Annotated in this window: 18 protein-coding genes; 6 read left to right on the forward strand and 12 right to left on the reverse strand. The window is 43.2% G+C overall.

From position 1 onward, the window contains the following. Window positions 1-69: 69 nt before the first annotated feature. The 4 genes from AACQ42_RS07145 to pflA form a co-directional block, all read right to left on the reverse strand. A complete protein-coding gene (locus tag AACQ42_RS07145) occupies window positions 70-2,004 on the reverse strand; it encodes a PrkA family serine protein kinase (RefSeq protein WP_013856540.1) in 1,935 nt (644 codons plus the stop codon). 288 nt (window positions 2,005-2,292) lie between these two features. Continuing rightward, a complete protein-coding gene (locus tag AACQ42_RS07150; RefSeq protein ID WP_013856541.1) occupies window positions 2,293-2,793 on the reverse strand; it encodes a YfbU family protein in 501 nt (166 codons plus the stop codon). 123 nt (window positions 2,794-2,916) lie between these two features. Next, window positions 2,917-3,582: an energy-coupling factor ABC transporter permease gene (locus AACQ42_RS07155; RefSeq protein WP_013856542.1), complete on the reverse strand. Its 666-nt coding sequence runs from the start codon at window positions 3,580-3,582 to the stop codon at window positions 2,917-2,919. A gap of 64 nt (window positions 3,583-3,646) precedes the next feature. Next, entirely contained in the window at window positions 3,647-4,387 is a 741-nt protein-coding gene (gene pflA, locus AACQ42_RS07160) for a pyruvate formate lyase 1-activating protein (RefSeq protein ID WP_013856543.1), read from the reverse strand. Window positions 4,388-4,588: 201 nt separating this feature from the next. On the opposite strand from pflA, the gene AACQ42_RS07165 reads away from it, so the two are divergent. Next, window positions 4,589-6,466 carry a methyl-accepting chemotaxis protein gene (locus tag AACQ42_RS07165; RefSeq protein ID WP_094164826.1) on the forward strand — a complete coding sequence of 626 codons (1,878 nt, stop codon included), beginning with the start codon at window positions 4,589-4,591 and terminating at the stop codon, window positions 6,464-6,466. 17 nt (window positions 6,467-6,483) lie between these two features. Here the strand turns inward: AACQ42_RS07165 and AACQ42_RS07170 are convergent, their stop codons facing one another. From AACQ42_RS07170 to AACQ42_RS07180, 3 genes are all read right to left on the reverse strand, one after another. Continuing rightward, a complete protein-coding gene (locus tag AACQ42_RS07170) occupies window positions 6,484-7,470 on the reverse strand; it encodes a lipid A deacylase LpxR family protein (protein ID WP_029388195.1) in 987 nt (328 codons plus the stop codon). Between the two features lie 200 nt (window positions 7,471-7,670). Continuing rightward, the gene (gene pflB, locus AACQ42_RS07175) at window positions 7,671-9,947 is read right to left on the reverse strand and encodes a formate C-acetyltransferase (RefSeq protein WP_013856546.1); all 2,277 of its coding nucleotides are present in this window, start codon (window positions 9,945-9,947) and stop codon (window positions 7,671-7,673) included. Between the two features lie 268 nt (window positions 9,948-10,215). Next, a complete protein-coding gene (locus tag AACQ42_RS07180; RefSeq protein WP_017042289.1) occupies window positions 10,216-11,757 on the reverse strand; it encodes a DUF3360 family protein in 1,542 nt (513 codons plus the stop codon). 614 nt (window positions 11,758-12,371) lie between these two features. On the opposite strand from AACQ42_RS07180, the gene AACQ42_RS07185 reads away from it, so the two are divergent. From AACQ42_RS07185 to AACQ42_RS07200, 4 genes are all read left to right on the forward strand, one after another. Continuing rightward, window positions 12,372-13,142, forward strand: a complete 771-nt coding sequence (locus AACQ42_RS07185) for an ABC transporter ATP-binding protein (protein ID WP_094164827.1) — start codon at window positions 12,372-12,374, stop codon at window positions 13,140-13,142. A 104-nt stretch (window positions 13,143-13,246) separates the two neighbouring features. Then, the gene (locus tag AACQ42_RS07190) at window positions 13,247-14,023 is read left to right on the forward strand and encodes an ABC transporter substrate-binding protein (RefSeq protein ID WP_026028918.1); all 777 of its coding nucleotides are present in this window, start codon (window positions 13,247-13,249) and stop codon (window positions 14,021-14,023) included. A 208-nt stretch (window positions 14,024-14,231) separates the two neighbouring features. Next, the gene (locus tag AACQ42_RS07195; protein ID WP_017050383.1) at window positions 14,232-14,972 is read left to right on the forward strand and encodes an ABC transporter permease; all 741 of its coding nucleotides are present in this window, start codon (window positions 14,232-14,234) and stop codon (window positions 14,970-14,972) included. Between the two features lie 2 nt (window positions 14,973-14,974). Further along, the gene (locus AACQ42_RS07200; protein ID WP_094123469.1) at window positions 14,975-15,652 is read left to right on the forward strand and encodes an ABC transporter permease; all 678 of its coding nucleotides are present in this window, start codon (window positions 14,975-14,977) and stop codon (window positions 15,650-15,652) included. A 112-nt stretch (window positions 15,653-15,764) separates the two neighbouring features. On the opposite strand, the gene xthA is transcribed toward AACQ42_RS07200, so the two are convergent. After that, a complete protein-coding gene (gene xthA, locus AACQ42_RS07205) occupies window positions 15,765-16,574 on the reverse strand; it encodes an exodeoxyribonuclease III (protein WP_017042286.1) in 810 nt (269 codons plus the stop codon). A gap of 225 nt (window positions 16,575-16,799) precedes the next feature. On the opposite strand from xthA, the gene AACQ42_RS07210 reads away from it, so the two are divergent. Further along, entirely contained in the window at window positions 16,800-18,917 is a 2,118-nt protein-coding gene (locus AACQ42_RS07210) for a methyl-accepting chemotaxis protein (RefSeq protein ID WP_094164828.1), read from the forward strand. Window positions 18,918-18,951: 34 nt separating this feature from the next. Here the strand turns inward: AACQ42_RS07210 and rsmS are convergent, their stop codons facing one another. The 4 genes from rsmS to dinG are packed head-to-tail and all read right to left on the reverse strand — an operon-like array spanning window position 18,952 to window position 22,577. After that, complete coding sequence (rsmS, locus tag AACQ42_RS07215) at window positions 18,952-19,122, reverse strand: pleiotropic regulatory protein RsmS (protein WP_013856554.1); 171 nt, start codon at window positions 19,120-19,122, stop codon at window positions 18,952-18,954. A gap of 1 nt (window position 19,123) precedes the next feature. Further along, entirely contained in the window at window positions 19,124-19,672 is a 549-nt protein-coding gene (gene priC, locus AACQ42_RS07220; RefSeq protein ID WP_010319211.1) for a primosomal replication protein PriC, read from the reverse strand. Continuing rightward, window positions 19,669-20,448: a sulfite exporter TauE/SafE family protein gene (locus tag AACQ42_RS07225; RefSeq protein WP_010319210.1), complete on the reverse strand. Its 780-nt coding sequence runs from the start codon at window positions 20,446-20,448 to the stop codon at window positions 19,669-19,671. The genes priC and AACQ42_RS07225 overlap by 4 nt, the downstream gene beginning before the upstream one ends. 53 nt (window positions 20,449-20,501) lie before the next feature. Next, on the reverse strand, window positions 20,502-22,577 hold the full coding sequence (gene dinG / locus AACQ42_RS07230) for an ATP-dependent DNA helicase DinG (protein WP_094164829.1): 2,076 nt from the start codon (window positions 22,575-22,577) through the stop codon (window positions 20,502-20,504). Window positions 22,578-22,868 lie beyond the last annotated feature (291 nt).

A 22,868-nucleotide genomic window follows, 5' to 3' on the forward strand; every position in this document is an offset into this window, starting at 1 on the left:
AAAACGTCACCTTTACGTTAGCCATTGTTGGTATGGCTAACGCATGTACAGGTTTTGGTTTGCTTGAAGTTAAGAAGATTTACGGACGCGTAAATACCACTCAGACAACAGCCTTACTTGTTTTTCTGTATAACCTTTCTCCATCATACGAGCGACAAAATCGTCGTGTTTTTTCTGATCATCAGATGAGGTTTTGGCATTAAAAGAGATAACAGGAAGTAGCTCTTCGGTATTTGAGAACATTTTTTTCTCAATGACGGTACGCAGTTTTTCGTAACTGGTCCAAACCGGATTTTGTCCATTGTTGTGCGCTTTCGCACGCAGTACAAAATTGACGATTTCATTTCGGAAATCTTTCGGGTTACTAATGCCTGCTGTTTTCTCGATTTTTTCTAACTCGTTATTGAGCGATGAACGATCGAAAAGTTGGCCAGTTTCAGGATCACGATACTCTTGGTCTTGGATCCAGAAATCAGCATAAGTAACGTAGCGGTCAAAAATATTTTGACCGTATTCAGAATAAGATTCCAAATAAGCAGTTTGAATCTCTTTACCAATGAACTCGACATAACGAGGCACTAAGTAGCCTTTTAAAAACTCCATATATCGTTCAGCGATTTCTTGAGGGAACTGCTCGCGTTCAACTTGCTGTTCGATGACATAGAACAGATGAACGGGGTTAGCCGCAACTTCCGTTTGGTCAAAGTTGAATACGCGCGACAGTATTTTAAAGGCAAAGCGAGTCGATAAACCGGACATACCTTCGTCAACACCTGCGTAGTCACGATACTCTTGATAGCTTTTTGCTTTTGGATCGGTATCTTTTAGCGTTTCACCATCGTAGACGCGCATTTTGGAGAATAGTGACGAGTTTTCCGGCACTTTTAGGCGCGAGAGGATACTAAATTGACCAAGTAATTCTAGTGTGCTTGGTGAGCATGGCGCTTTGGATAGTTCACTGTGTTCAAGCAGTTTTTGGTAAATTTTCACTTCTTCCGAGACGCGTAAACAGTAAGGGACTTTAACGATATAAACCCGGTCCAAAAACGCTTCGTTGTTTTTGTTGTTACGGAATGTCTGCCACTCTGATTCGTTTGAGTGCGCTAAAATCATGCCATCAAAGGGTAGGGCGGATAACCCTTCTGTTCCGTTGAAGTTTCCTTCTTGCGTGGCGGTTAAGAGTGGGTGAAGCACCTTAATTGGCGCTTTGAACATCTCAACAAACTCCATTAACCCTTGGTTGGCTTTACAGAGTGCACCGGAATAGCTATATGCATCGGGGTCATCTTGCGAGAAATGCTCGAGTTTTCGAATATCCACTTTCCCAACCAGTGACGAAATGTCTTGGTTGTTTTCATCACCGGGCTCTGTTTTTGCGACGGCAATTTGATCGAGAATTGAAGGTCGTACTTTGACCACTTTGAATTTGGAAATATCGCCACCAAACTCGTGTAAGCGTTTGGCCGCCCAAGGTGATGTAATTGAGCGTAAATAGCGTTTTTCTATCCCATATTCCTGCTTGAGGATTTCGCCATCTTCAACCACATCAAACAGACAAAATGGGTGGTCATTGACTGGGCTACGAACGCCATTTGCAGACAAAACATAAATAGGCATTTGTTGCATTAAAGCTTTGAGTTTCTCCGCCAGTGAAGATTTACCGCCACCAACTGGACCGAGTAGATAGAGAATTTGTTTTCTTTCTTCTAAACCTTGGGCAGCGTGTTTGAGGTAGGAAACAATCTGTTCTATGGCTTCTTCCATGCCATAGAAATCCTCAAAAGTTTTATAACGAGAAATCACCCGGTTAGAGAAAATGCGACTCAATCGGGGGTGTTTTGCTGTGTCTATCAGCTCAGGCTCACCAATCGCCATTAACAGCCGCTCTGCTGCATTGGCATAAGCACTTTTATCTTCTTTACACAGAGCTAAAAACTCTTGCAGTGATAGCTCTTCATCCTTGGCGGCTTCATAGCGTGCCTGAAAGTGGTCAAAAATACTCATAGTGAATTCCCCTCTGAAAACTGTCTAACTGACAACACCGCTTAAAAACACAAATTAATAACAATTTAAGACTAGTCCGAGTTTGACAATTTTGCTTAACAATTATGTGTTTATTTAAATTTCGTGACAGTAATAACGTCGAGCAGGTTGAACTATTTAGTGTGTGAATATCAAGAGTTCGAGGGATAAGTTGGTGTTGGAGTTAATAACTGCGAGGGGGAATGTAAAAAAGACGCAGTGTCTGCGTCTTTTCATCTTTCGTCAGCCTACCTTGCTAGGTATTAAAATTTAGGCATTAAAAATTTGTGTAAATTCTGCGGTTGACAAATGGTATTGGCGAGGACAATTACGCCAAGCCGTTAACATGCGACGATATTTATCTGACATTGGCATTTGGCTGTTGAAGTGGTGATCAGCTTTATCAAATTGTGGGTAAAGCCCTTCAGACTCAACCAAGAAACGCACGTAATGAACGCGTTGTGACTCTTTAGCGATATCAAACCCTAAAAAGTGCAGGCGGCGCTGATCCACATTTTTGCTTTCTGCATCGGAGAGCATTTTGTGTGATTCTTGCATAGCGTGATACATCTCCATGATGTCGATCACTTCGCGGCACTCCGCTTCGGTCAAGCAGCCAAATTCTTTGTTGAGTTCTCGCATTTGCAGTTCATAACCACGTTCTACAATGGTTTGTAACCGCTTGTATTTTTTGGCGTTGTTGGGATCCATCTGTGACATCAAAAAATACTGATTAGATAGAATCAGTCGTTGAGCGTTGGTCATTTCCATGAAGGTAGCCTCACTAAATTTTATGTTCTATTTGATGGCATAAGGTTAACAGCAATTATCGACAATGAAACATGATCTCAACACGGATTTAATATGGAAAGCATAAAATGTGTGCAATTCTTGTTACTTTTTGTGTAAGTGGTTATAGATATAATCTTTGTCGGAAAAGACACGCAACCATTCTGGCTTAAATACGGATAGTATCGCTAACGCCATACCATTGAGCAGCCCTTCTGGGAAAGCGAGTAAAGGAACAAAAATTAGGTAATTATCGCGGATGACTTGCCAGCCATGTTGCCCAAGAAGTAATTGATAAGCGGTGTTAATGGCCAAATGCAGGCTACCCGTCAGGCCGCCATTTAAAAAACCAGCCACAAAAATAAACACAAAAATATTGCGCGGTAGATAATGATAACTCAAAGCAAACAAAGCATAACTAACTAGGATTGGCAGTAGCGATGATAGTAGTAAGTATTCGGGGATGTTAAAGAAGGCCAGTTTACCGACCACCGCCAGTGCGAATGTAACAGGAATAGTTATAACAAATGCGCAGCGCCAGCCAAACATCATCGTGAGGGTTGTTAAACCGAGAAAATGGATAGGCAATCCTTCTGTTACTCCGGCTTGAGCTAACCACAAAAGAAAAAGTGCAAAAGAGGCAAAATAGGTGAGATGCTGAAAGGATTTCTCGGCCTTAAACTTTGTCCAAAATGAGTATTTAAAATCGCGAAGGGTCGTTAACCCAACAAGTAGCAGGAGCAATAGCACCGCAAGTTGTTCCAGCTGCATGGCTAGCCTCTCTATAAAAATACCAGCATTATGCTGGCATTTTTATGGTTATTAAATCAAGCAATCAATATTTTATGTTTGAGTGATACTGAGCTAAGATCCCAACGATTTTGTCCATGGTCTCTTTTGACGGCGGATTCACACCTTCTAATGGGTATTCTAGCCCCATTGCTTCCCATTTATGAGCGCCCAATTTGTGATAAGGCAGCAGCTCTACTTTCTCGATGTTATCCATATCTTTAATAAAATCACCAAGCATATGAGCCGCTTCTTCGTCATCAGTGTAGCCAGGAACAATCACATAACGGATCCACGTTTTTTTACCTATGGTGTGTAAGTAGCGCGCGAAATCTAAGGTTCGCTTATTCGACACACCAATAAAATCATGGTGGATCTCATCTTTCATGTGTTTGATGTCTAACATCACTAAATCAGTGGCATCGAGTACTTCATCAATCACGTCTGTGTGTTTGCGAATATAACCGTTGGTATCTAAGCAGGTGTGAATGCCCTCAGCTTGCGCTGCGCGGAATAAATCACGAACAAATTCAGGTTGAAGCATAGCTTCACCGCCTGAGCAGGTAATTCCGCCGCCAGAGGCTTTCATAAAATGGCGATAAGATTTTGCTTCGGTAATGATTTCTTCAACAGTCACTTCCTTGCCTTCATGGGTGTCCCATGTGTCACGATTATGACAATACATACAACGCATTAGGCAGCCTTGCATAAAAACAATGAAGCGAATTCCAGGGCCATCTACCGTGCCACAAGACTCAAAAGAATGAATACGACCAGTTGTTGACATCAGTTCATCTCGAATAGGTTATTTGCCCGTTATTTTATTACAAATGGTAGGGATTAAGTAGGGTTAATGTGCAATTGCCGCCGCATATCCTAAACCATATGTTGTGGCTCAAAATGAATGTCATGAAATTCTGCACATTGACTACACTGTATAGAAATAAGAACTCGTTGAATGCGATAGGGTTTAAATAAGGAATAGTTCATGGATGTACAGTTTTCTCAAAAGCAAAAAATCAGTCTATTTTTAGTTATCCTTTGTGTTGGTTTTTTAGGTTTAGGGATTTATACCGCAAAGAGCTTGATGGGAATGGATGAACAGTATCGCTCCAGTGGCGAAGTGGCATCCGGTTCTGTGGCGATATTTACTACTCAAGCAAATTTGTTGTCGCTTGCATCAGAGCTAAACAACATGCAAGGCAATCAGGTCAACTCGATTTTGAATAAATTGGATCAGTTGATGGGAGAGGTGAATGCTAATGTTGCTTTCCTGCAAAAGACCAATTTTGCTCAAGAAGGGGAAGTATTGCTCAAGGCGGCCAAACAATTTGACCAATTTTTGCGTCCTTGGTTGCAAGTGAAATCAGAAGTGGGTTTCAACGTTAACGAAGGTAAGCTGGGTGAGCTGAAAACGTTGGCCACCACGATAGAGAAAAAGATAGATGAGACGGGGATGGTTACAATCAACTCGGATTTTCAAGCCATGGTTAAGGCGCAGCAAAATTATTTATTAGAACCCACTGAGCAAAACTTAAAACTGTTTAATCGTGCTATGGCCAGTTTCGTCAATATGTCTGATTCTTATTCGATGTTGGATCTGTATGAAAAAGAGATACAACAATTTAAACAGGCTTTTTTACGTGTCAGTGAACTGTCTCAGCAATTGCAAGTGATGGAGAAACAAAGAGGCGATACAGAGGCGCAAGTTAAGTTGGTGATTCAAGATATTTCAACCAAGCTTTCCGCGTTGAGTGAGCAATATCAGTTGGCCGCAAAAACGACCGCATCGCAAACACAGTGGTCTGTATTGGCGGCCTGTGCGTTACTTGCCATATTGACCATTGCTATTTTCCTTACCTTTAGTTTTTCTCTTTCTCGTTCTTTGTCGCAAACAATTCACGTGTTGAACAATATCTCGCGTGGCGATTTGTCACGCCGTATGCCGATGACGAATAACGAAAAGGACGAATTCAATCAACTGGCATTGGCCATTAACCAAAGCTGTGAAAATTTAGGGAAATTGGTGAGTGGTGTGCAGAAAAGCAGTGAAGCCTTGTCTGGTGATGCCGCGTCACTGAATGTTGGATTAGACACTTTGGTGACAAATCAATCTGACGTTTTGGGACAAACGCAATTATTGGCATCGGCCACAGAAGAGGTCAGCGTGACGACCCAAGAAGTCTCCAACTCATTGGAGTTTGTTGCGGAACTCAGTAAATCTTCTATGCAAAGCGCAGAAGAGGGAGGAAAAGTGATTTCCGTTGCTATTACGTCACTGGTTGAGGTTGGTAAAATCCTAAGCTCGGCCGCAGGCCACATTCATCAACTTGAACAAGCTTCTGCAAAAGTAGACTCGGTGATGGACATCATTAATGGTATTGCCGAGCAGACTAACTTATTGGCACTCAATGCCGCAATTGAAGCGGCGAGAGCGGGAGAGCAAGGTCGTGGTTTTGCTGTTGTCGCTGATGAAGTTCGAAGTTTAGCAGTAAGAACGGTCAATGCCGTGGCCGAAATTTCCGGCACTATTGATACTATGCAAAAGGAAAGTGCGGAAGTAATCACTTATATTGCGCAATCTGAGCAGTCTATGCAGAGTGGGCAAGAGAAAGGTAATGAGGCAATACAGGCCATCGCGCAAATTATCAAAAAAGCAGATGAAGCGGCGAATAAAACAGAAGCCATTTTTGCATCGATCCGAGATTTGGCGACGACTAGCCATTCAATGGCAGATAATATGATACAAATATCTCGAGCCATGAAAGCCTTGGAAGAGAACAATGAACAGTTAAGAGCAACCAGCCAGATTGTGGATAAACGCTCTAGCAGCCTAAGTGTAGACTGCCAAAGTTTCACCATATAATTTCAGTTTGCTAAACGTTAGAAAAAAGCAAAAAGAGAAATATTACCGACACCGTGAATGGAGCTTTTGTCTTCCTTATACTCAGGTGTGTTTGCGGTGAACGTTAAACTCGCACCGACTTGTTGAATATACCAAGCCGCACCAACTACGGCGGTCGCCTGAAGATTTTCCAAGTTAACTTGGTAATATTCAGATGGGTGATCCAATCCGTTTAAAGGCCTATCTCCTTCGATGGTAATGTCATTGAAGCGATAGCGTCCTTCTACACCTCCGAATAGAAACCATCCAGTATCCGAGGCACCAATCATCCCTGCCGAGAAAGGGTTTTCTGCACTGATTTGAGCACTGCCAAAGTTACCCGCAAGATCGGTCCCCCAACGCATCATAAAACCTGTGGAGAGATCACTGCGAAAGTTACCTACATTGACCTCTGAAACGTTGGAAAGCTCAACGTCAGTTCCTGCATAGCTGCGGTATCGTGTCAGATTAAAGTGAGATAGATAACCTACGCTGCCGACGATTTTTTCCTCTACTTGGTAGGCCCAACCATTGGGTTCGTCAGATTTAGTTATGCTGTGCACTAACTTTTGCGCTTTCTCAGAAAGCGCAGCATCTCCGGTGGTTCCAATGGTTAAATTTGCCCGCGTGGCTTGTTGGGGATGCAAACTAATATAGTTAAGCTCGGTGTGTAAATACCCAGCGTAAGGTCGTTCATTCGGCTCTGGTTTGGTAAGAGAAATCTCCGAAGGAGTCCACATTTTGTGGCCAATGCTGATTTCCCATTTGTCCAATGGGGCCGCTCCCCAAACCGAAAGGCTAAGTGGTTTAGCCCACCAATATGGAGCAATCGCCCCTGAGGTGTAGCTTAAAAATAAACCATTGGTGTAGTCGCGATCTACGCCAAATACGCCATCGTTATCGAGGTTAAAAGCAACCGTTGCGTGTTGAGAGGCCAGCGCAGAAGCACTGAGTAACGTCAATGGAAGAATGTGAAATAGCTTCATACGAACACTGCAGAGTATAGACAAACCCTAATCATATAGGAAAGATGCGCTATTCAGTTGATAAATAGGCAATTGAATCAAAATAAATGTGGTAAGCGTAACATTTGTGGTCGATGCATTACGCATTTTTGATTTCTGAGTATAAAAAAGCCCCACTCATCGAGCAGGGCTTAACTATTTTGCTAGTAATTTAACTGAAATTATAGAGATTCAGTGAAAGTACGTGCAATAACGTCAGCTTGTTGTTCAGCAGTCAGTGAGTTAAAACGCACAGCATAGCCAGATACACGAATGGTCAGCTGAGGGTATTTCTCAGGGTGTTTAACCGCATCTTCTAAAGTTTCGCGATTAAGCACGTTCACGTTTAGGTGTTGGCCACCCTCAATGCCTGCTTCATGGTGGAAGTAACCATCCATCAGGCCAGCAAGGTTGGCACGTTGACTTGCTTCTTCTTTGCCTAACGCATTTGGAACGATAGAGAAAGTATAAGAAATACCATCTTGTGCATCAGCAAACGGTAGTTTCGCTACTGAAGTCAATGATGCTACTGCACCTTTTTCGTCACGGCCATGCATTGGGTTTGCACCCGGTGCGAAAGGCATACCAGCACGACGACCATCAGGTGTGTTACCTGTTTTCTTACCATATACCACGTTTGAAGTGATAGTCAGGATAGACTGAGTTGGAATTGCATCACGGTACATCTTAAGTTTACGGATTTTGCCCATAAACGTAGAAACAAGTTGGCATGCGATGTCATCAACGCGGGCGTCATTGTTACCAAATTTAGGATAATCACCTTCGATTTCGAAATCGATCGCTAGGCCATCTTCGTCACGAATTGGCTTAACTTTTGCGTATTTGATTGCTGATAGAGAGTCAGCAGCAACAGACAGGCCAGCAATACCACATGCCATCGTACGTTTAACGTCACGATCATGCAGTGCCATTAGCGCGGCTTCATAGCTGTATTTGTCGTGCATGTAGTGAATGCTGTTTAGTGCGGTCACATATTGCTTCGCCAACCAATCCATGAAGTGGTCCATTTTTGCCCATAGTTCGTCATAGTCAAGATACTCACCTGCGATCTTGTCCATTTTAGGACCAACTTGGATTTTCAACTTCTCATCAATACCACCATTGATGGTGTAAAGCATGGTTTTAGCAAGGTTTGCACGCGCTCCGAAGAACTGCATTTGTTTGCCTACAACCATTGGCGATACACAACATGCGATAGCATAGTCGTCAGAGTTCATGTCTGGACGCATTAAATCATCGTTTTCGTACTGGATAGATGAAGTATCGATAGATACTTTTGCACAGAAACGTTTAAAGCCGTCAGGTAGCTGCTCAGACCAAAGTACAGTGATGTTTGGCTCTGGAGAAGGACCCATAGTGTATAGGCTGTTTAGGAAACGGAAGTTAGAACGCGTAACGAGTGTACGACCATCAAGACCCATACCACCCATTGATTCTGTTGCCCAAATTGGGTCGCCAGAGAATAGTTCATCGTATTCAGGAGTACGTAAGAAACGAACCATACGCAGCTTCATTACGAAGTGGTCGATCATTTCTTGAGCTTGTACTTCAGTGATTTTACCCGCTTCTAGATCACGTTGGATGAAGATATCTAGGAAAGTCGAAGTACGACCTAGCGACATTGCCGCACCGTTTTGTGATTTAACAGCAGCTAGATAGCCGAAGTAAGTCCACTGGATAGCTTCTTGTGCAGTTTCTGCTGGGCGAGAGATGTCAAAACCGTATTTTTCAGCCATTTTTTTCATTTGGCCAAGTGCGCGGTGTTGTTCTGCAATTTCTTCACGAAGTTGCATCGTTGCCGTTAAATCTTCGCCGTTCTCAAAACGCTCTTGTAGAGAAGTGAATTGAGCAAGCTTATCCTTCATTAGGAAATCAATACCGTAAAGTGCTACGCGACGGTAGTCACCAATGATACGGCCACGACCATAAGCATCAGGAAGGCCCGTCAGAACACCAGACTTACGACACGCTAGGATATCAGGAGTGTAGATATCGAAAACGCCAGCGTTGTGAGTTTTACGGTATTCTGAGTAGATTTTTGAAATCATAGGGTCAAGAGTTCTACCGTATGCTTTGCAAGAACCTTCAACCATACGCACACCACCGTTAGGGATGATAGCGCGCTTAAGTGGTTTCTCAGTTTGTAGACCCACGATAGTTTCAAGATCTTTTTCGATGTAGCCTGCATCGTGAGCAGTGATGGTAGAAATAACGTCAGTATCGAAATCGACAGGGGCTTTAGTCGCGTTTTCCTGTTTGATACCTTCCATTACTTTAGCCCAAAGCTTGTTTGTCGCTTCAGTACCTTCAGAAACTAGGAAAGATTCGTCACCTTCATACGGCGTATAGTTCTTTTGAATAAAATCACGAACGTTAACTTCGTTTTGCCACTCACCTGCAACAAAACTTTCCCAAGCTTTAGCAAATTGCTCTGCCATGACATACCTACCTTTTTAGTAGAAAAAACACGTACCGTCTTCACCGTTGAGCCAGTTATCCTCGAAAGGAGCAGTACACTCTATTAATACAATATCTATATTCACACTATTCAATTATCTGAATATAGATATTGTGCTTTTAAGCCTTGAATGCAAGATTAGACTAAAATTTTTTTGTAAACCTTAAACTAAATCAATAAAAGTTAAATTTTTCAAATAAAGTTTGGGTAGTGCGAGCACTACCCAAATTCGTATTAGTCCAAGCTCATTATAGCCAAGCTTTTAAACCGTATTGGTTTTCAAGCATACCAACCGCAAGCATAGCAATTAAACAGATGATCAGCACACCACCTGGAATGATGATTTTGTCGATAAAAGACAGCTTTGATGCACGTTCTTTGTCGCCAATTAGGCCATTGTTATCGAGTAGCATGGTCAATGCCCACGCTAGAACAGGGTTCACCACAGCGCTACCAAAGATACAGATGCCCGCTGCTTGTGAATCTTTTGTGTTTCTTACCATTTGCATACCCGCTTCTAGTAAAGGAAGAAATACCCCTACTAATAGAGCAATACGCATCACTGGAGGCCAAACCGCTACGTCCATAGGGAAGCCAAGGATAGCAATAGTCATGACCAATAAACCTAAGATGATGGCACCACCAGGAATTGGGCGTTTAGCAATCGCCGCTGGGATCATATACGTTCCCCATGACGATGTGATATTACCACCACCAAGTGCTGTACCTACCATTTGACGAATTGAACACATGGTCATTGTGTCATCAACATCCATCAGTACTTTTTCAGTTCTCTTCGGATAGTTCAATTCTTGGAAAATTCGGTGACCAAGGAAATCTGGTGACCACATCGCAACGGCCAAAATAGCAAAGGGCAATGAGGCGATAAAGTGTTCTACTGTTGGCAAACCAAGCATCCAACCTTCAGTGGTTGAGCCCCACCAGTAAACAGGATTAAGGTTAGGTAAGCCCATTTGAGTTTCAAATTGAAGATCAAAGCCAGTACCGAATAAAAGCGCAATCGCAAGCCCTGTCATTGCACAGACAGGAATTGCTAACCAACGCATGTTGATTTTTGCAAGAAATGCATACAGCACAATATTGACACCTAAAACCACTAGGCCAACGTAACCTAAGCTGCCTGCGGCGACATCGGCCGATTGCAAACTGGTAGCCCAAGTTTGGATAGAACCAATTTGGCTCATTGTTCCGGTAAAGCCGAGGAAGATAAGCAACCCGCCTGCGGTTCCCTCGGAGGTTAGATTGACCAGTTTCGAGCCTCCTTTAAAGTAACTTAAGAGAAGACCAAAAACGCCAAGCAAAATTGCCAATGCCAAAGGGTGTGCACCGGCTAATGCGATTGAGCCGATAAGAGGGATCATTGGGCCATGGTTGCCAGCTAAGTTGGCTTTTGGGTTTAAGAAACCAGAGGCAATAACACAGAAGAAGAGGGCAGGAAATAACATCTCTACACGTGCAACTTCAATCGCGAAGTCTTTACCTAGATGAATGTGATCCCATGCTTGGGTTAGGCCATCAGCCCAAGACATCATTACCGCTGAGTACATGGCGATGATGCCGATTGTGCCCGCGATGGCTGGTACAAAATCTTCAAGTTCAAAACGGAAGTCACGACCAGGTAAGTTCAAACCAAAGCGACGGGGCTTCATGATTTGCAGTTCGTGGTCTAGGTAATCTGAACGGCTTGCAAACTCAGATGCTGGACGATGCAGCTCTTTATAGCTTTTCGTCTCGATTTCTGAGCGCTCATTGTTGACTACGTCTGGCATAGATTCCTCATATTTTTAAAAGTTAGTAATTCGTACTGAATCCTAGTAATCCGCGAAGAAGCGGTAATGTTTTTAATTGAATATGTAGCACATCTCATATGTGCTTGCATAACAACAACTAAAAAAGAGAGTGTGGTTATTTATACAACCTTATCTTTGCTCGCGAGTTTAGCTTGCTTATCCTTTAGGGTGATTGATCTTGATCACTTTAAGAATAAATGTGAAAGAAAACTACAGCAGCCTAATGAAAACGGGGGGTTGAGGCGTTACTTGCTTGAAATAAGTTTTCACATTGTGATGTTTGTAAAAGAGTTTCAATGATATTAATGACCTTAAATATCCTATGAATCTAGGTGTACGTTATACATGAATAGGTTGTCTATTTTTAAGTAAATGTTAATGAAATGAGTTAACTGTTAATTGCTTGATGTGCCATTTATATGCGCCATATGGAGAAGTATTGGCTAAAATGTGAATTTTTAATCAGATAAAATAACTAAATATCCTTATTTTCCAGGTTAATAATTTGTTGCATGTTTTCGGTGTGAATGCTAGTTTGTATCAAAAATGGGAGTTGGAATACTCTGCAGTAGCAAATACAGGGAGTTAAGCGCATGACTGATGTACCGGCGCTGAATATTAAAGAGCTGCACAAAACCTTTGGTCAAAACCAAGTACTAAAAGGAATCTCACTAGAAGCTCGTAAGGGTGATGTGATCTCCATTATTGGTTCTTCTGGCTCGGGAAAAAGTACCTTTCTTAGATGCATCAATTTACTTGAAACACCAACTTCTGGTGATATTTGGGTCAATGGTGAACTCATTCAAATGAAAAAAAATCGGCAAGGTGAAGCTTCACCTGTGAGTGAAAAGCAGGTGCAACGAATTCGCTCACGCCTTGCTATGGTATTTCAGGGATTTAACCTTTGGTCGCACATGACGGTGTTAGAAAACGTTATTGAAGCACCAATTCATGTGTTAGGAGTACCGAAAGCACGAGCCATCGAGAGTGCTGAGGTGCTGCTAAAAAAAGTCGGTTTGTATGAACGCAAAGATTATTACCCTGGTCACCTCTCTGGTGGGCAACAACAACGTGCGGCGATTGCTAGAGCGTTAGCCGTAGAGCCAGAAGTCATGCTGTTTGATGAGCCCACTTCTGCACTTGATCCTGAATTGGTCGGTGAAGTGTTGGGTGTTATGAGAGACTTGGCAGAAGAAGGCCGTACTATGCTGGTAGTGACTCATGAAATGGCCTTTGCTCGCGATGTTTCAAACCATGTGATGTTCTTGCACCAAGGTTTAGTGGAAGAGCAAGGAGATCCAGCCATCCTGTTCACCCAGCCTAAATCTGAACGGTTAAAACAATTTATATCCTCTATTTATTAATGTGTTCATTATGTTGTGGTATTCGTCACGACATAAATATTAAGCAAAACCAACATAAACATAGCATGATAAATAAGTAAGACCTCAATCACAGGAGTATGGAAATGAAAAAGTGGTTATTAGTTGCAGCCGTTGCTGCTAGTGCAATGACTGGTATGGCCCAAGCGAAAGAATGGAAGACGGTTCGTTTTGGTATAGAAGGGGCTTATCCTCCTTTTAGCTGGACAGAGGCTGATGGATCTCTCAAAGGCTTTGATGTTGATATGGCCAATGCGTTGTGCAAGGAGATGAAAGTGGAATGTAAAATCGTTCCACAAGACTGGGATGGCATTATCCCATCACTGCTTGCACGTAAATATGACGCGATTATTGCAGCCATGTCGATTACCGACGAGCGCAAGAAAAAAGTCGATTTCACTGGTAAGTACGCATTAATTCCCAATAAATTTATCGCCAAGAAGGGAGCCGCGTTGGATTTTTCTAAAGAAGGTCTAAAAGGGGTGAAAATTGGTGTACAACGTGCAACAACGCACGATAAGTATCTTACTGATAATTATGGCGATGCAGTTGAAATTGTCCGTTATGGTTCATTTGATGAAGCCTATCTTGACCTAGCCAATGGTCGTATTGCGGCAGTATTGGGTGATGCCTCTGCATTGGAAGAGGGTGTGCTTAACAAAGCGGGCGGCGAAGCGTATGAGTTCGTCGGCCCATCATTAACCGATCCGAAATGGTTTGGCGATGGTTTTGGTATTGCGGTTCGTAAACAAGACAAAGATCTCACTCAAAAACTTGATATGGCGATTAAATCTCTTCGTCAACAAGGGATTTACCAAGAAATTGCGACCAAATACTTTAATTACGATGTATACGGTGAATAAGCTGTAACATCATATCTTACCCATATAATTAGAAGGTGAGAGTGGGCCGAGCATATGAATATGTTTATCGATCACTCTGTCATTAGGACTGGTTAGCTCAGTTGACTCCACCTTCTCAATTATGATGGGAATCCATTGATTCTTAACGGCTGGATCCTAGTTCCAGAAGTACCCAGCCGTTAAATTCTCCAGGGACTAGGGATGAATTATGTTGGACCTACACGGATATGAAGCCTCAATTTTGAAGGGAGCGGTGCTGACCATTGAAGTTGCCGTGCTCTCTTTATTACTTGCCATGTTACTTGGCATGCTAGGAGCGCTAGCCAAGCTTGCACCTTACCGTTGGGCAAGAGCCATTGCCACTCTTTATACGACCATCATTCGCGGTATTCCAGACCTTGTGTTGATGATGCTTATTTTCTTTGGCGGTCAAATATTGTTGAATAATAGCCTTTATTCAATCAACGAATGGCTAAACAATTGGTTTATGGCAAGTGACCCGAGCCATGAATGGACCGCTTATCTCCCCGATTATATTGATGTTAGCCCTTTCATTGCTGGAATACTAACCATAGGTTTCATTTTCGGTGCCTATATGGCTGAAACCTTTCGTGGCGCTATTATGGCGGTTGATAAAGGAGAGATGGAAGCGGCGAAAGCGTATGGTATGAGTTCTACCTTAGCATTTAGACGCATTTTGCTTCCTCAAATGGTTCGTCATGCATTGCCAGGGTTTGGTAACAACTGGTTGGTATTGCTCAAAACGACGGCACTTGTTTCCATTATTGGATTAGAAGATATGGTCAGAGTCAGCTCACTCGCGGCGGGTTCGACAAAAATGCCATTCACCTTTTATATGGCTGTCTCAGTGATCTTCCTTTTCTTTACCAGTGTATCAACCGGTTTTCTCAAATTGGTTGAGCGCAAGTTCAGCATTCACACGAGGTAAATATGGATTTTTCCCTTATTGCTCAAAGCCTACCAATTTATTTTAGTGGGCTATGGACAACGGTTTGGCTGGTGGGGTTGTCGTTAATCATCGGTTTGAGCTTTGCCATCCCCTTAGCGATTGCTAGAAATAGCCACAACTATTTGATTCGTACTCCAGCATGGGCTTATACCTACTTTTTTCGTGGTACACCGTTATTGGTCCAGCTTTATCTCATCTACTATGGAATGGATCAATTTTTCCCGGTGAAAGATACCTTGTGGGAAAACGCTTGGTTTTGCGCGTTGGTTGCTTTTGTTCTCAATACGTCCGCCTACACGGCTGAAATTATTCGCGGTGCGATCAATGGGTTGCCTAAAGGCGAAGTTGAAGCGGCGAAGGCATACGGAATGAGTACTTGGAAAACGTATCGACGAATTATTCTACCGAGTGCGTTAAGGCGCGCACTGCCCGCTTATAGTAATGAAGTTATCTTCATGCTCCACGGTTCTGCGGTTGCTGGTATTGTTACCATTATGGATTTAACGGGGGCTGCGCGTTTAGTGAACTCTCGTTATTATGCCCCATTCGAGTCATTTTTAACCGCAGGTTTGTTCTATATGGGCTTGACCTTCATTATTTTGTTCTGCTTCAAACAGGCTGAAAAACGCTTCTTGGCTTATTTGCGTCCATTGAGCTGAAGGGCTGCGAGTAGCAATTTGTTGTACCGAGTTTGTTTCTATAATCAAGGCATAGATTAAAATAAGAAGCGCGCTGAATGCGCGCTTCTTATTGGCACGTTACTTTCTGTTCCTACAAGGAAAAACTGGACCAAATTGGCGCGTGATCAGAAGGTTTTTCTATTCCTCGAAGTTCATAGTCGATGCCGACCTCTTGGCATTTTTTTGCTAGGTTCGGGGTCGCTAAAATGACGTCGATTCGTAGCCCACGGTTATCATCAAAGCCGCGTGAGCGATAATCAAACCACGAAAATTGATCATTTACATCCGGATTTAACTGACGGAATGTGTCAACCAAACCCCAGTCCATTAAAGTTTGTAACCATTCGCGCTCTTCAGGTTGGAAAGAGCATTTTCCCGTTTGCAACCAGCGTTTTCTATTGGCTTCACCAATCCCAATATCCAAGTCGATAGGGCTAATGTTAATGTCTCCCATTACAATTATTTGTTCGTCAGGGGAATGATGTGTCGTTAAGTAACCCATTAGATCTTTATAAAACTGACGCTTATAGGGGTATTTTGTTTCATGGGAAATATTCTCCCCTTGAGGAAAATAGCCGTTGAGTATGGTTGTTTTTTGGCCGTTGTCATCTTCAAAAGTGGCCATAATCATGCGTTTTTGATGATCTTCATTATCGCTAGGAAAGCCTTTCTGTACTGAAATGGGTTCCTTTTTGCACAACATGGCGACGCCATAATGTGCTTTTTGACCATGAAAATAGACGTGGTAGCCCATGGCTTCAACATCCTCAAGAGGAAAAGCGTCATCGTGTACTTTAATTTCTTGAAGTCCAATGACATCAGGTTGATGCTTATCAATAATCGCTTGCAGTTGATGAAGGCGAGCTCTCAAACCGTTGATGTTAAAACTGATGACTTTCATAAGGGATCCTTAAGATGAGTTGTGCGCAAGATGTTACCATTTCAAGGCGCAAGGACAAGATGAAAAGCGAATCAATTGTAATACGTAAATTTTTTGAATAGTCAGAAAGGATATTTTTATTAACATTTATGTAAACTTACGATTGATCTCTCAAGTCAATATGCTCTAATTAAAGTTGTCACCATTTCGTCTGAAAACCCTATTAGCGCAGCATAAGGATGTAGTATGCGAACACTTTCGGTTCAATGGAAAATAACCCTTTTAGCCGGCCTTTGCCTGCTAATTACGTCATTGTCTCTCATTGGTTTCTCTGTTTATAACGCAGTGAATAACCAACAAGCAATAAAACAACAAAGTTCATATTCTGTGATCAATAAATCGCAGCAGTTATTAGAAACTCGGGCGCTGCTCAATGCCGCCGAAGTATCTGAATATCTCAGTGAAGCCATGTATCGGGCTCAAATGCTTGCTGATACGGCCTTGTTTTTCAAATCAAATACCGAAGAAAATTTTGGTGAAAGCGAAGCGTTAAGGACATCTTTAGATGAAATGGTTCGCAAGACGGTAGTCAATTATCCCAATGTTCAGGGGGCTTATCTCGTCTTTAAGCCAAATTTGCTCGATAGCGAGGATGACAACTACCAGAATGCTGACTATGTAGGTTCAAATGAAATAGGTCGATTCGCTGCATACTGGATAACGTCCTCCAATGGTGAAAATGTGGTGGCAAATGTATTAAGCGAAGTGGCATTGAAGGATGAAGGAAACAGTGAGCGTTTCGCCTGCCCGTTGACAACCGCTAGTGCATGTATCTCATCGCCTAAAATCGTGATTCAAGATAATGAAACGTTTCTTACTTCTTCTCTCTCTGTGCCCATTTTGATTGATGGCGTTGCGATTGGTTTTTTTGGCATCGATTTAAAACTTAGCCCACTGGTAGCGATTGCACTGAGTTCAGATCAAAGTCTATTTGGCGGTAGTGGTAAGGTCTTTATTGTCAGCTTAAATAACACGCTTATTGCGACTGATGAGCGTGAATTAACCTTAGGCGCGCCACTGGCTGATTCAGTCTTGACTACAAAGGAGATTGCCAATCTTCTAGCCGAGGGTAAAGTCCATTCTCAATGGAATTCAGATCGGCAGTGGTTGTCTGTCTTTGCTCCCATTCAGGTGGCGAACCAGACTTGGGGCGTGGTTTTTGAAATGCCGACATCGAGTGTGCTAGCTGATGCCAATCAACTGGATCAAATCATTACTCAACAGGTAGAGAATGGCGTTAGAGCGGAGCTATTAGTCGGCGCATTGCTAGTCTTTTTAGGGCTCGCAATCATTGCGTTAGCTGCAACCCAAATTGTGAAACCTATTCGAGCGGTCGTGGAGCGGTTACAAGATATTGCTTCTGGCGAAGGGGATTTAACTCAGCGGCTTGTTATCAGTAGTCATGATGAAATCGGTGATTTGGCACGCGGCTTTAACCAGTTTTTAGACAAATTACAGGCTATCATTCAGCAGATCGTAGAAAGTGCGAACCAAGTAGCTCAAACGACTGAACAGGCACGGCAGTCTGCCGTACAAACACGTAGCCGTAGTGAGTCTCAATTTAAAGAGATGGATATGGTGGCGACTGCCTCTGAAGAAATGACACAAACAGCAAGTCTCGTTGTGCAAAATGCCGAGGCTGCGGTGCAAGCCGCTTCGCAAGCTAATCACTCCGCACTGACTGGGCAGGATGTCATCCGTGCCTCTGAAGCTGAGATGCATAAGCTGGTGGTGCGAATGAGTGATGCGGTGCCGGTTGTTGAAGAGTTGGCTCAAAACAATATCAATATTACCGAAATTTTAACGGTCATTGAGGGAATTTCACAGCAAACCAATTTGCTCGCATTAAATGCGGCTATAGAAGCGGCTCGGGCCGGAGATCAAGGGCGAGGGTTTGCTGTTGTCGCCGATGAGGTACGTAATTTGGCCCAGCGGACTCAGAACTCTGTGGGTGAAATACGCAAAGTGATAGAAAAAGTCCAACAAGGTACTGAGGGCGTAGTTGAGGTGATCCAGCAAGGAAACGCGTTAGCAAATGGAACTGCGATGCAAGTCCAAAAGGCCGTTGCTGAATTAGAAATAGTGTTTGAATCCATCTCAGCAATTAACGATATGAATAGTCAGATTGTGAAAGCGGCCCAAGAACAGCAAGCCGTCTCTGGTGAAGTCAACCTCAACCTATCCAATATTCGTGATCTTAGCGCGCAGATATTGACACTGGTCGGTGAATCAGAATCGGTTGGTGCTCAGATAAGTCAACTCTCGGCTAAGCAGCAACAGTTGGTTGGACAATTTAAAGTCTAACGGCTGGAAAGAGTAAGAAGTAGATGTTTGCTTCTTACTCTCTCGCTGTATCATCCAGTTTACGCAATAAATCCTGCTGTACGATTTTCAGCGCTTCAAGTGCGGTGTGTGGTTCAATCTGATTGGTTTCTAATAAGTAGATGAGATCGACAGCGAGCTTTATCTCTTCAGACGCACCGTCTAGCGGTACAGTAGGATCATTCATTTTATTGGTTTTTCTCCCTGAACGTAATTTGTTTTTCGATCTTAGCCTTAGCTTCTTGGCAACGCTTGAGCCGCTGCTCTACCGTTAATAACGCTTTTTGTGCTTGCTGCTGACTAACAGCAGAAGTTTGCTTAAGTCCGAGTTCTTTTTCTCTCACCATATCCATCAGCCTCCGCTCCCATTCTTGGTGCTGGGCCAGCTCTTGATATAACGCATTGATCGGTTTGCGATAATAGCTGCGATGCTTGGGCTCACTTTTTCTGATCGATACTGTCGATATTTCGCGTTGGATTGCCGCAATTTGTGCAAGCAGTCGATCGGTTAGATATTGAGCTCGTTGACTGGTTAGCCGTTGGCTCTCTTGTTCGCGCACGATGGAATCAAAGGTCGCTTTTGCTTCCATAACACAAGGGATTAATAAGTGCGCTTTACAGTGGAACAGGCGCTCATCAAACAGAGCCTGATGGTGTTCACCACGAGTTCGGTCAACACTGGCGGCTTGTTGCTTCAACTCTTCAATTAAGGACTTCAATTGAGAAAAATGGTTCATAAGCCTGCAAACCACGCATCATAAGTCAGCTTAATTGCAAGCACACTGACCACACTCACAAACACCGGACGAATAAATTTAGCGCCGAAACGAATCGCTGAATGTGCGCCAACAAAAGCTCCAGCCATCAAACAAACTCCCATAGTCAGTCCCAGCACCCAGTCAATATGCCCCAAAATGGCAAAGGTAACCAATGACGTTACATTACTGGTAAAATTCATCGCTTTAGCAAGGCCAGAGGCCAATAAAATGTTGAGTCGGTATAACGCCATCGAACTGACTGTCCAAAATGCGCCAGTCCCCGGCCCTGCCAGCCCGTCATAAAATCCAAGTATCAAGCCTTGCGCATACTGCTTTTTGTGAAGTACAGGGCAGGGAGGCGGGCTGACATTCTGGTGTGCATGTGGTGTTTTATGCCATATCGTATAGATAGCGGCCGCTAGAATAATAAGCGGCAGCACTTTTTGTAGCCAATCGGTGCTGATCGCATCGACAGCAAAAGTACCTATGGTTGCGCCAATCAAGGTGGCAATGAAAGCTCTGACCCAGCAACTTGGTTGAAACAACTTCTTCTGATAGTAGGTTAATGCGGCAGTTGATGAGGCAAATGTTGCCGCTAGCTTATTCGTTCCTAGTGCGATGTGCGGCGGAAGACCGATTGATAATAACGCGGGTACAGTAAGCATGCCACCGCCGCCAGCGACTGCATCGATAAAGCCAGCAATAAAAGCAACAAGCGCCAACACAATCAAAGTGGTTGGCTCAACAAATTCCATGAATAAAATCGGCCCTGAGTAATGAGATGAAAGGGCGTAGTGTTAAGCCCTAGCTAATATTCTATCGTTCTTTTAAATGGAGGAAGCGAGTCCAATAATGATTTTCCGTAGCGTTTTGAAACGATTCTGCGATCGAGTATCACGACTCTACCAGAATCACGCTCTTTGCGCAGCAATCTCCCGACGGCTTGGATCAGCTTTTTGCTGGCTTCAGGAACGGTTATCTGAATAAAAGAGTTTCCACCTCGTTTCTCTATGTATTCGGCGTGAGCTTGCTCAACTGGAGAGGTTGGTACGGCAAACGGAATTTTTGTGATCACCAGATTCTCCAAAAGTTCTCCTGGTAAGTCTAGCCCTTCCGAAAAGCTACTGGTACCAAACATCACGCTCGTTTTGCCGCACTGTACTAGCATTTTATGTTTATTTAGGATTTCTGTGCGTGATATTTCACCTTGGACTTGCAGTGCCCAGCCTCTTTTAACAAAATCTGTCGATATTTTTTCAGCCACTTCACGCATTTGCCAGTAAGAAGCAAATAGCACTAAATTGGCTTTGTTTGGCTGAATAAACTCAGCGAGCCGCTCCACCAGATAATCTGTGTACTCTTTTGCTTGTGGTTCAAAACGCATTGTTGGAATGAGTAACTCGGCCTGATTTTGATAATCAAACGGTGAAGCGAGCGCTAGAAAGCGTGTGCCATCTTCTACTTTTTCACTGATCCCCGCTTGCGAGCAAAAGTAGCTGAACGAATTAAGAGCCCGCATCGTCGCGGAGACTAAGATTGCGCCGATGCAGCGGCTCCAGATCTGTTGATCAAGTTGCCAACCAATCTCTAGCGGTGAAACGTTAACAATGAAATCACCTTCACGCTCAGGGTGAATTTCAAGCCAACGTGCTAAAGGGGCCCCTTTTTCTCGCTTGGGTTCCGCCATCAGTAGCCATACTTGGGCAAGGTTCTCTAAGCGCTGAATATAAAAGCCTAATTCAGTCAGTGCCGGTTCTGCCAACCGAGCGGCGAGTTCGCCTTCTTTAACTCGTTCAGCAATCAAGTCCGCAATTTTAGCAACGGATTGATTGGCTTTTTGAGAGAGCCGCTTCAGGGTTTTAGACTCTTCTTCAAGCCATTGTGGCAGTTCTCCATGCTCAAAACGGTATCGCTTTTCTTCAAATTGTTCGGGTACAAACTGCTTTGTCAGTTGGCTCAAGCTTGGGATAAGTTGTTGCAGTGTCTCTTGCAGTTCGTTACGAAAACGTGCCACTCGTTTTTCTTCGGCTAAGCTTGAAAACTTGGTTACGGATTGATTGAGTTTTTCTAACCAACTTGCTGCGCCTTTCAAGCTTGCGGACGCTGAAGCGTGATCTCGTGCTACATGAGGTAAGTGGTGTGCTTCATCAAAAATGTAAATGGTGTTTTCGGGCTCAGGCAGAATGACACCACCGCCAAGGTCAGCATCCGCCATGACCAAGCTATGGTTGGCAATAATGACATCGGCTTTATCCAGTTCTGAACGCGCCTTTTGAAAAGGACAATCTCTGTGGCCAGCAAAGCTACCATTACAACTATGCTTATCACTAACAATCAGTTGCCATAACTCATCTTTAATCGCTTTTGGCCACGAGTCGCGATCACCGTTCCATTTTCCTTGAGCCAGTTTTTCATACATGGTGGTGAATAATTCGACGTCTTTTTTTTGTGGCTTTGATTCGAACAGAGCAATTTGTGATCCATCTACCCCACACGCAGCCGCGAGTTTTTCGGTGCAACAGTATCGTTGACGTCCTTTGGCAAGGATAAAAGAGAATTGACGATCAGTGATGCGTCTAAATAAAGGCAAATCTTTGCTGATCAGCTGTTCTTGAAGTGCCACTGTGGCTGTCGAAACAACAACCTTTCTATTATGCAACACTGCAACAGGAACCGCTGCCATTAAATAGGAGAGTGATTTCCCTATTCCTGTACCCGCTTCAGCAATCAAGATTCGGTTGGACTTGTGATATGAACCACACAATGTTTTTGCAATCTCAGCAACAAGATAATTTTGTCCTCGACGAGGAATGAAGTTTTCGAGCTGAAATTGCAGGTTTTGATAACTATCCCGAATGGATTTTTGGATTTTTGTTGTAAGCATACACAGACCTAAATAGCAGAGTGCCGAGTCTAGCACAGTTCACTAAAGGATACGCAGTTCACGAAATCGTATGCTTTTAGATCAAATCTAGATCTTGTTCACAAAAAAAAACTGAACCTTCAGGAACTTATGTTTAATTCTCATTGTGAAAAATATAAAACTATCCATTCGGTTAAATGATGACATCAACATCCATTTAATCTTGCCAAAATAAATTTTATTGGTGTTTAATTCTGATGTTTCATGATTGTTAGTTTTTAGATTGTGTGATGTTTTTGCTTGGAAGTCGCC

This window comes from Vibrio sp. V12_P9A6T4 (assembly GCF_963874835.1).
Classification (GTDB): domain Bacteria; phylum Pseudomonadota; class Gammaproteobacteria; order Enterobacterales; family Vibrionaceae; genus Vibrio; species Vibrio anguillarum.

Excerpts from the sequence above, each read along its gene's own strand:
- AACQ42_RS07145 (WP_013856540.1), bottom strand. The coding sequence starts at position 2,004 with ATGAGTATTTTTGACCACTTTCAGGCACGCTATGAAGCCGCCAAGGAT.
- AACQ42_RS07150 (WP_013856541.1), bottom strand. The coding sequence starts at position 2,793 with ATGGAAATGACCAACGCTCAACGACTGATTCTATCTAATCAGTATTTT.
- AACQ42_RS07155 (WP_013856542.1), bottom strand. The coding sequence starts at position 3,582 with ATGCAGCTGGAACAACTTGCGGTGCTATTGCTCCTGCTACTTGTTGGG.
- pflA (WP_013856543.1), bottom strand. The coding sequence starts at position 4,387 with ATGTCAACAACTGGTCGTATTCATTCTTTTGAGTCTTGTGGCACGGTA.
- AACQ42_RS07165 (WP_094164826.1), top strand. The coding sequence starts at position 4,589 with ATGGATGTACAGTTTTCTCAAAAGCAAAAAATCAGTCTATTTTTAGTT.
- AACQ42_RS07170 (WP_029388195.1), bottom strand. The coding sequence starts at position 7,470 with ATGAAGCTATTTCACATTCTTCCATTGACGTTACTCAGTGCTTCTGCG.
- pflB (WP_013856546.1), bottom strand. The coding sequence starts at position 9,947 with ATGGCAGAGCAATTTGCTAAAGCTTGGGAAAGTTTTGTTGCAGGTGAG.
- AACQ42_RS07180 (WP_017042289.1), bottom strand. The coding sequence starts at position 11,757 with ATGCCAGACGTAGTCAACAATGAGCGCTCAGAAATCGAGACGAAAAGC.
- AACQ42_RS07185 (WP_094164827.1), top strand. The coding sequence starts at position 12,372 with ATGACTGATGTACCGGCGCTGAATATTAAAGAGCTGCACAAAACCTTT.
- AACQ42_RS07190 (WP_026028918.1), top strand. The coding sequence starts at position 13,247 with ATGAAAAAGTGGTTATTAGTTGCAGCCGTTGCTGCTAGTGCAATGACT.
- AACQ42_RS07195 (WP_017050383.1), top strand. The coding sequence starts at position 14,232 with ATGTTGGACCTACACGGATATGAAGCCTCAATTTTGAAGGGAGCGGTG.
- AACQ42_RS07200 (WP_094123469.1), top strand. The coding sequence starts at position 14,975 with ATGGATTTTTCCCTTATTGCTCAAAGCCTACCAATTTATTTTAGTGGG.
- xthA (WP_017042286.1), bottom strand. The coding sequence starts at position 16,574 with ATGAAAGTCATCAGTTTTAACATCAACGGTTTGAGAGCTCGCCTTCAT.
- AACQ42_RS07210 (WP_094164828.1), top strand. The coding sequence starts at position 16,800 with ATGCGAACACTTTCGGTTCAATGGAAAATAACCCTTTTAGCCGGCCTT.
- rsmS (WP_013856554.1), bottom strand. The coding sequence starts at position 19,122 with ATGAATGATCCTACTGTACCGCTAGACGGTGCGTCTGAAGAGATAAAG.
- priC (WP_010319211.1), bottom strand. The coding sequence starts at position 19,672 with ATGAACCATTTTTCTCAATTGAAGTCCTTAATTGAAGAGTTGAAGCAA.
- AACQ42_RS07225 (WP_010319210.1), bottom strand. The coding sequence starts at position 20,448 with ATGGAATTTGTTGAGCCAACCACTTTGATTGTGTTGGCGCTTGTTGCT.
- dinG (WP_094164829.1), bottom strand. The coding sequence starts at position 22,577 with ATGCTTACAACAAAAATCCAAAAATCCATTCGGGATAGTTATCAAAAC.